Source organism: Paraburkholderia sp. GAS32 (genome assembly GCF_050434225.1).
GTDB classification, from domain to species: Bacteria; Pseudomonadota; Gammaproteobacteria; order Burkholderiales; family Burkholderiaceae; genus Paraburkholderia; species Paraburkholderia madseniana.
In genome coordinates this window covers 1-7662 of record NZ_JBNPVS010000107.1, presented here as the reverse complement: position 1 = coordinate 7662, position 7662 = coordinate 1, and the positions used below count along the sequence as shown (strand labels likewise).

Annotated in this window: 6 protein-coding genes and 3 pseudogenes; 4 read left to right on the top strand and 5 right to left on the bottom strand. The window is 58.5% G+C overall.

The genetic code is table 11. The features are described 5' to 3' along the window. A pseudogene (locus tag P3T25_RS48190) lies at positions 1-743 on the bottom strand (IS91 family transposase); the annotation flags it as partial. A gap of 181 nt (positions 744-924) precedes the next feature. Between P3T25_RS48190 and P3T25_RS48185 the strand changes: the two are divergent. Together P3T25_RS48185 and P3T25_RS48180 are read left to right on the top strand one after the other, a co-directional pair. After that, positions 925-2172, top strand: a complete 1248-nt coding sequence (locus P3T25_RS48185; RefSeq protein ID WP_429364796.1) for a site-specific integrase — start codon at positions 925-927, stop codon at positions 2170-2172. Then, entirely contained in the window at positions 2169-2747 is a 579-nt protein-coding gene (locus P3T25_RS48180; RefSeq protein WP_429364794.1) for a hypothetical protein, read from the top strand. The genes P3T25_RS48185 and P3T25_RS48180 overlap by 4 nt, the downstream gene beginning before the upstream one ends. A 28-nt stretch (positions 2748-2775) precedes the next feature. On the opposite strand, the gene P3T25_RS48175 is transcribed toward P3T25_RS48180, so the two are convergent. From P3T25_RS48175 to P3T25_RS48165, 3 genes are read right to left on the bottom strand one after another with little or no spacing between them, the layout of a single operon-like run. Further along, positions 2776-3774, bottom strand: a complete 999-nt coding sequence (locus P3T25_RS48175) for a tyrosine-type recombinase/integrase (RefSeq protein WP_429364792.1) — start codon at positions 3772-3774, stop codon at positions 2776-2778. Then, entirely contained in the window at positions 3771-4703 is a 933-nt protein-coding gene (locus tag P3T25_RS48170) for a tyrosine-type recombinase/integrase (RefSeq protein WP_154567932.1), read from the bottom strand. The genes P3T25_RS48175 and P3T25_RS48170 overlap by 4 nt, the downstream gene beginning before the upstream one ends. Continuing rightward, positions 4700-5932, bottom strand: coding sequence for a site-specific integrase (locus tag P3T25_RS48165; RefSeq protein ID WP_154567934.1), 1233 nt, complete (start codon positions 5930-5932; stop codon positions 4700-4702). Before P3T25_RS48165 ends, P3T25_RS48170 begins: the two co-directional genes overlap by 4 nt. A gap of 159 nt (positions 5933-6091) precedes the next feature. On the opposite strand from P3T25_RS48165, the pseudogene P3T25_RS48160 reads away from it, so the two are divergent. Further along, positions 6092-6502 (top strand): annotated as a pseudogene (locus P3T25_RS48160) (tyrosine-type recombinase/integrase); the annotation flags it as partial. Continuing rightward, positions 6499-7488, top strand: a complete 990-nt coding sequence (locus P3T25_RS48155; RefSeq protein ID WP_429364789.1) for a tyrosine-type recombinase/integrase — start codon at positions 6499-6501, stop codon at positions 7486-7488. The pseudogene P3T25_RS48160 and the gene P3T25_RS48155, both read left to right, overlap by 4 nt. Before the next feature lie 80 nt (positions 7489-7568). Here P3T25_RS48155 and P3T25_RS48150 read toward each other — a convergent pair. Beyond that, positions 7569-7662, bottom strand: a pseudogene (locus P3T25_RS48150) (transposase zinc-binding domain-containing protein); the annotation flags it as partial.

The window sequence follows — 7662 nt, the reverse complement described above, 5'->3', positions numbered from 1 at the left end:
CGGCGCATGAACTCGCCGGCTTCGAGCGTCATGGTCTTGTAGCGGGTGCGTCCCGTTGCACGGTAGTCCTTCCAGCGGAAGGTGACGCCGCGTTCATCGAATGCGACCAGGCGCTGGTTGGAGATCGCGACGCGGTGCGTATAGCGTGAGAGGTACTCGAGTACCGCTTGCGGTCCTGCAAAGGGACGCTTGGCGTAGACCACCCATTCGCAGGTGCGCAGCGGCGCAAGCCACCGCGCAAAGGCAGCCGCATTGGCAAGCCCCGTGTACTCGCCGAAGAACTGCAACTGGCCGCGTCGGTGTGCCTCTGCGAGTGCTTCGAGGAAACGCCTGCGGAACAGGCGCGAGAGCACGCGCACCGGCAGGAAGAAGCCGGGCCGGCAGGCGATCCACCGTTCACCATCGGGCGACAGACCGCCGCCGGGGACGATACCGTGCACGTGCGGATGATGCGTGAGCGCTGAGCCCCAGGTGTGCAGCACAAGCGTGGCGCCGATCTGTGCGCCCAGGTGCCGCGGATCCGTGGCGATAGTACGTAGTGTTTCGGCGGCGATGTCGAACAGCAGTCCGTAGACGACCGCCTTGTTGTACCAGGCGATGGCACTGATTGGCGCGGGCAGCGTGAACACCACGTGGTAGTACTCCACGGGCAGAAGATCGGCCTGACGCGCCTCGAGCCAGCGGCGTGCGGCACTGGCCTGGCACTTCATGCAGTGCCGGTTACGGCACGTAACGGAGTGCACTCCGTTACGTGTGTTATGGGAAGTTCTGTCTAACGGGGAGTTGCAGATCAGGTTCGACACGAATGCGGCTGGCCGCGCCGGTTTGGTGTCTGGTTGGTCGCCGGTCAACTCCCCATAAAATCTCGGTTCTCCTTTGCTATGGTCGTCTGGCCTTCCCCGGCAACCCTCATAGGAGGACGTGATGCTAGACACGTACCTGGTAGCACCCAAAACCCTGAAACGCCTGCGCTTGGGGCCCAGCGGAGCCTTCATTGATGACTTTGCTGATGCGCTCGAACGGAACGGATACTCCGCGGCCTGCGCCGTACGTTATCTGCGAGCCGCCGACCATCTGGGCCGCTTCATGCTGGCGCACGGCGGTACCCTGGCCGATGCGGATCCACAGACCCCAGAAATCTTCTATCGTCATCTGCCTACCTGCACCTGTCCGGAAGCAAAAGGAGGTAAAGCCAACCACCATCTGTATTTCGGTGCCAAGCGCTTTCGCGAATACCTGATTGAGATCGGCGTCTGCCAGGACAACAAGCCCTCGATTGCCGAGATTCGAGAGCCGGCAATCGTGAGCGGTTTCCGGCGATGGTTGCACACGCACCGAGGCGCGAAAGCGTCGACCATTCGGCTCTACTGTCGTGATGCCGCAGTGATGGTGGAGGTGCTTGGTAGTGACGCGACCCAGTGGGACGCAAAGCACGTGCGCACGTTCCTGTTGAACAGTGCCTGCAACTGTGGCATCGGTACCGCAGAAAAGCTGGTCACCAGCGCGCGAGCCTTCCTGCGTTATCTCGGTGTTCAGGGTTTATGTCGAGCTGGACTCGATCAAGCGGTTCCGGCATTGGCGCACTGGCGCCTGGCGACACTGCCACGGTGTCTGAGCGCTGACGAAGTTGACCGTCTAATTAGCGCATGCGATGGCAATTTACACGGGCGCCTTCGCGATCGCGCGATTGTCCTGTTGCTGGTGCGACTCGGGGTTCGCGCTGGTGATCTGGCGAACCTTCGCATGAGCGATATCGAGTGGGAAACCGGGACGCTGCGCGTCTCAGGAAAGGGGCGCTATGAAGTTCGTCTGCCGCTGCCGCAGGATGCTGGTGAGGCACTTCTGCGGTACATCGAGTCGCGACCTCGAGTTGCCTGCAGCGACCACGTCTTTGTTCGAAACATCGCCCCCTTCAAGCCGTTTATCTCTGGCGATTGCATATCGTCGGTAGTGAAGCGTGCACTAAAACGTGCCGGGGTGAGTTCGCCAGCCAAAGGCGCACATCTGCTGCGCCACACTGCGGCGACCGAGATGTTACGTCATGGGCTTCCCCTCGACCAGATTGGCCAGATCCTGAGGCATCGCGGCATCGACACCACGGCCTATTACGCCAAGGTCGACGTCGCGCTGCTCAGGCAAATCGCGCAGCCATGGCCGGAGGTGACGAAATGATGCCGGCCGTGGAGTCCTATCTTGCCGTGCGGCGTGCGGCCGGCTTCAAACTACTGAACGCAGACTATCTGTTGCACAGCTTCGCGTGCTTTGCCGTCAAGCGCGGTGAAACGCACGTTCGCGCGCAAACCGCAATCGACTGGGCCGCTGAGGCTACGTCGGTGGCCCAGCGTGACGCGAGACTAAAGACCGTGTGTCGGTTCGCCCGGTATCTGCGTACCGAAGATCAAAGCCATGAGCTGCCGCCCGCCCGGTACTTTGGCTACCGAAAGACACGCCGTGTCCCGTTCATCTACTCGCGCGCCGACATCGAGCGCCTGGTCAACGCAGCCTTGCAATCGGGTCCTCGCGATATGTTGCAACCACAAACGTATGCGACATTAATCGCCCTGCTGTCAGCCACGGGCATGCGGATCTCTGAGGCCCTGAACCTGCGGCGTGCCGACATTACCCCCGAAGGATTACTCATTCGAAAGAGCAAATTCCAGAACTATGCCGCGTTCGTGGCAATGCCGATCAAGCCGGGATTGGATCACGATGATGCTTGTAAAGAGCCCGCGGGAGGTCATTCTTAGGTCGCCCGGATCGGCATAGTTTTAATGGCTATAGACTCTTGAGAAACGTCGCGAGCTTACTGTCAGGCCGGTATCGTACGGGCTTGCCATCATGTGGTCCGACACGAGCGAGAATTTTTTCCTTCATCTCCAGACTGGCATCCAGGTACATCTGGGTTGTCTGGAGCGATTCATGGCCCATCCACAGGGCAATGTTGAATGGATCCACACCAGCTTGCAGTAATTCCATGGCTGCCGTGTGCCTCAGCACGTGCGGCGTCACTCGTTTCTTTCGCAGTGGAGGACATCCCCTGGCAGCCTGGGTAGTGTACTTTTTCAGGAGACGTTGTACCGCGTCCGGACTGAGATGGCCACCTCGAATACTCGGGAACAGCGCATCACTGTTGGGTATGCGAGGCTCTTTCATCCAGGCTTTTAGAATAGCGGCGGTCTGCTTGCTAAAAGGGGTGACGCGCTGTTTTCGACCTTTACCCACAACATCAATGTGCGCGCCTGTGCCGAGGGTCACGTCCTCGCGTGTGAGGCCGGTCATTTCCGACACACGAAGTCCTGTCTCCACACCCAGTCGGAGTAAAGCATGATCGCGACGACCACACCAGGTGCGCTTATCGGGTGCGGCGAGCAGCGCCTTGACTTCCGGCCGCGTCAGAAAGTGAATGAGCCTGCGATCGTAGCGTTTGCCGGGCATCGACAGCACGCGCTGGATCTGCGCGGAATACGCTGGCGCCTCGAAGGCCGCGTAACGGAAGAACGAGCGAATCGCCGTCAGGCGCAGATTCCGGGTGCGGACACTGATGGCCCGGGTCTTCTCCAGATCATTCAGAAACGCCGTCACGAGCGGCGCGTTGATGTCCTCAAATGCCAGATGATCCGGTGGTTTGTGCAGTCGCTTGTAGGCAAAGCGGAGAAGCAGCCTGAACGTGTCGCGATACGAACTGATGGTGTGCGGACTGGCCTGCCGCTGTTGCATGAGACGTTCCGTAAAGAACCGCTGCACTAACGCTGGGAAGCTGACGGTAGATTTCATGACACATCCTTCCAACGATGCTCCAGGCGCTTCATCGCCTGCTTCATGAGTTCTGGGTGCTGCTCTACATACCAGTACGTATCGCTCGCCCCCTGGTGCCCGAGGAAGGTCGACAGTACCGGCAACCAACGCACCGGGTCTTTACCCGATCGGTCTAACCTCATCAGCGTCGTGACCGCAAATAGATGCCGATAGTCGATCAGGCGCGGGGCGCGCCTTGTTGATGAATCGCGTAGACCAATTTCCCGTGTGAGCGCCGTAAATGTATGAGAAACCATGTCTCCATTGAGAGGCTTGCCTTGCGAAGTGATGAACACATGGGCTTCCGGGCGCCCAGCAAGACATCGTTCACGACGTTGAAGATAGTCTGCAAGTGCATCTCGAGTGGAGGAATGAATGGGAACCCATCTCGACTTGCCAAATTTGCTTCCCCGCACCGTCAGCACGCATTCTTTCAAGTCAACGTCTTCAAGTTCCAGATTGACCGCTTCACCAGGGCGCAAGCCCGTGACGCTTAGCAAACCTATCAGCGTAAAATAAGTCCACCGCCGGAGTCCCGATGCCGGAGGAAGAGCCAGTGCGGCGGCCAATATCTTCTCGGTTTCCTCATCGGTGTAAAGGTAGGGAGCGCGCCGATGATACCGGTGCGGCAACAATTCGGCCCGTGGAATCTCTGTGTGCGGATCGAAGGCACTCAGATAGCGTGCAAAGCCACGCACTACACCCAATCGCTGAGCCCAGATCACTGGTTGAACCTTCGGAGATTTTTGTGCCCAGGTCAACGCAAGTGACGCACTAATGTGAGAGGCCCGACGCCGTTCCATATAGCAGACGAAGTCTTCCAGCCGTTGGCCTGCTTCATGGAGTTTGAATCCCAAGCGACGACGCATCGTCAGGTATTCTTCCATTGATTTGCGTAACGTACTCATGGTCGGGGGCTCGGCCATGGCGGCGCCAAGGCCCGCAGTGAATCCAGATCGACCTTCGCGTATATTCTCGTCGAGTCGGGATTTTTGTGGCGCAAGACCTCGCTAATCTCGGCCAACGAAGATCCTTGATGCAGCATCTGCGTCGCTAGCGCATGCCGGAATTGATGGGCTCCTTTTCTCGGCGAATCGATACCAGCCCGCTCCAGCGCGTATCTGACTACGTTGCTTACCGCTTTTTCCGTCTTGAAGCCACGAATCGGCGCGTTTATTCGCAGGAAGACACGCCGACTCTCGGAGTCGGCGCGACCGTTTTTCAGGTAGTCGGCGATCGCTTCACCCACCGGTGCGAGTAATGGCAACAGCGACTCCAGACCGCCTTTTCCGTGAACGTTCAGCGTGCCGGTTTCCCAATCGATGTCATCCAACGTCAAGGAAACCACCTCGCCACCGCGCAATCCCAGCCGGGCAAGGAGGAGCAGGATCGCGTAATCCCGCCGGCCGATGGGGCGCCGCCGGTCGCAACTGGCCAACGCTCGTCTGGCATGCTCAGGGGATATCGCTTTGGGGATTGACGCCATTGACCAGTGGGCGACCCAGGGGATCACCGCAGCGAGGTCAAGCCTGATCAACCCTCGATAACGCGCATACTGCAAGAACGAGCGCAACACCATTGTCATCGCTTGCGCTCGCGTGGGACTTTGAGCGGCCTCATGCCGAACAAAGTCGATTATCTCGTGGGCGCGGAGATCCGAGAGCCGTGTTGCTCCATCACCGAACTGCTCTGTTAAAAACAAACGCGCACACCACCGATATTTCCTGATCGTCGTGGCTGCCAGGCCTCGTTCCTGGTGCAGATACAAAGCGTAGTCGTTTACCAATTCTTCAACTGGTGTCTGCGCAACGGGCGCGTCCCTTGCAACGATTCCATTTTCTTGCAGCAATTGTACAAAGCGTCGTAGCGCATATTTTTCGCCCTTCCGATGACAGCGGTGGTGTTCTCGGTAGTGCAGATAACGCTGCGCAGTTTCATGAGTCACTTCCTCAATCGACAGTTTCTTGCACTTGAGCCACACGCTGAAATCGGCAACGAGAAGCAAGTGCCTTCGAATAGACTCCTGCGCGTAACCTTGATCATTCAGCAGACCTTCAAATGCACCGAGGTGTTCAGCAAGGGGGCCCTTGGGTGTATCGAGTGAGTGCGACCGCGTTTTGAGGTACAACTTCTCCATGACCTGCGCCTCTTGTAAAAGCGGGTCCAATATCAATCAGACTATGCCGATCAGGTTTCGTTCATCGCCCTTGAATTTGCATTCGTCACGTCCAAATCGAACATAGTTAACGATGCGGCATAGTTGGCGCTACGCCGCTAGCGGCGTAGCGGTAAGACCCGTCTGGTTCCACTGCACGAGACGGCGGCGGAGGGTTTGCAGAGATACTTGACCCTGCGGCGGCAGGCCCGTCCGGGTGACGACCATGTGTTTGTTGATGACGATGGTTGCTCGCTCAGGTACACGGTCACTTACTGGATGTTCCAGAAGCTGTTGAAGATCGCCGGCATCGGCACCACCCACAACGGCCACCGTCCCCGCCTGCATGAGCTCAGGCACACGTTCGCCGTCAGGGCACTGGAGGTGAGCCCGGAAGGCCGGGACCGCGTTGGGCGGCACATGTTGGCCCTTGCGACCTACATGGGTCACGTCAACATCAACGCCACCTATTGGTATCTGGAGGCTACTCCCGAGCTTCTGCATGACATTGCTGTCGCCGCAGAGGGGTTTCTCACTGGAGAACAGAAATGATCCCGATCGCACCGCACATTGTGGCATTTCTTCGTCAAAACCTTGCCCATGAGAGAGGCGCCAGCCAACACACCTGCGACTCCTATGCTTGCACCTTTCAGCTCCTGTTCGAGTTCGCCGCCGGGCGACTCAGGATGACGCCGTCGTCGCTAGCGCTGGAGCAGCTCGATGCGAGACTGATCAGCGACTTCCTGGAATATCTGGAAGATACGCGCCAGAACTCGCCTGGGACTCGCAATGTCCGGCTGGCTGCAATCAGGTCATTCTTCCACTTCCTTGAGTATCGCGAGCCCGCGATTCTCGAACAGGCGCGACGAATCCTGGGCATTCCCTACAAGAAAACTGATTCCCGGTTAGTGCCGTATCTGGTCGAGGAGGAGGTTCGGGCCCTGCTCGATGCACCCGATCCGTCAACGCGCGAGGGGATCCGGGACCGGGCGATGCTGCATCTGGCCATCTGCGCTGGACTGCGTGTATCGGAACTGACGGGTTTGCAAACCGCCGATGTTGTGCTCCCGTCGATGAGCATCCGTGTTCACGGCAAGGGTCGGCGGGAGCGCGCGTTGCCCCTGTGGAAAACGACCGCTAATGCATTGCGTGCCTGGATGGTGGTACGGGGAGCTGCTGCAGTACCGGAATTGTTCGTCAATGCCCGCGGTGAAGCAATGAGTCGCTGGGGTTTCGCGTATATCCTTAAATGCCACGCTGAGACAGCTCGTCATACGTGTCCCTCGCTATCGAAGAAGCAGGTATCACCACACGTGTTGAGGCACACCTGCACAATGATAGTACTACGAAGCACTCAGGATATCCGGAAAGTGTCCCTATGGCTCGGGCATAGCGATCTGGCGACCACTGAAATCTACACTCGCGCTGATCCAACTGAGAAGCTCGAAGCCCTCAACGCGATCGTCCCACCGCATCTGCGCAGGGGTTCGTTTCGGCCGTCCGATAAGGTAATCGCCATGCTCAGAGCCAAGCTTTAATGGAGACTTAAACGGGCGCGGAGTCCGCTCCGTGCTCGCTCCGAGACATCTTCTCCCCATAGGGAAACACTTCCCATAAGGCAGGAGTTGTATGCGACCTCGATGTGATCGCACCCCGAACAGCGCAGCACATGCCCGCCCAGCGCCGCGGTGCGGCACTGTTCGATGGCCGAC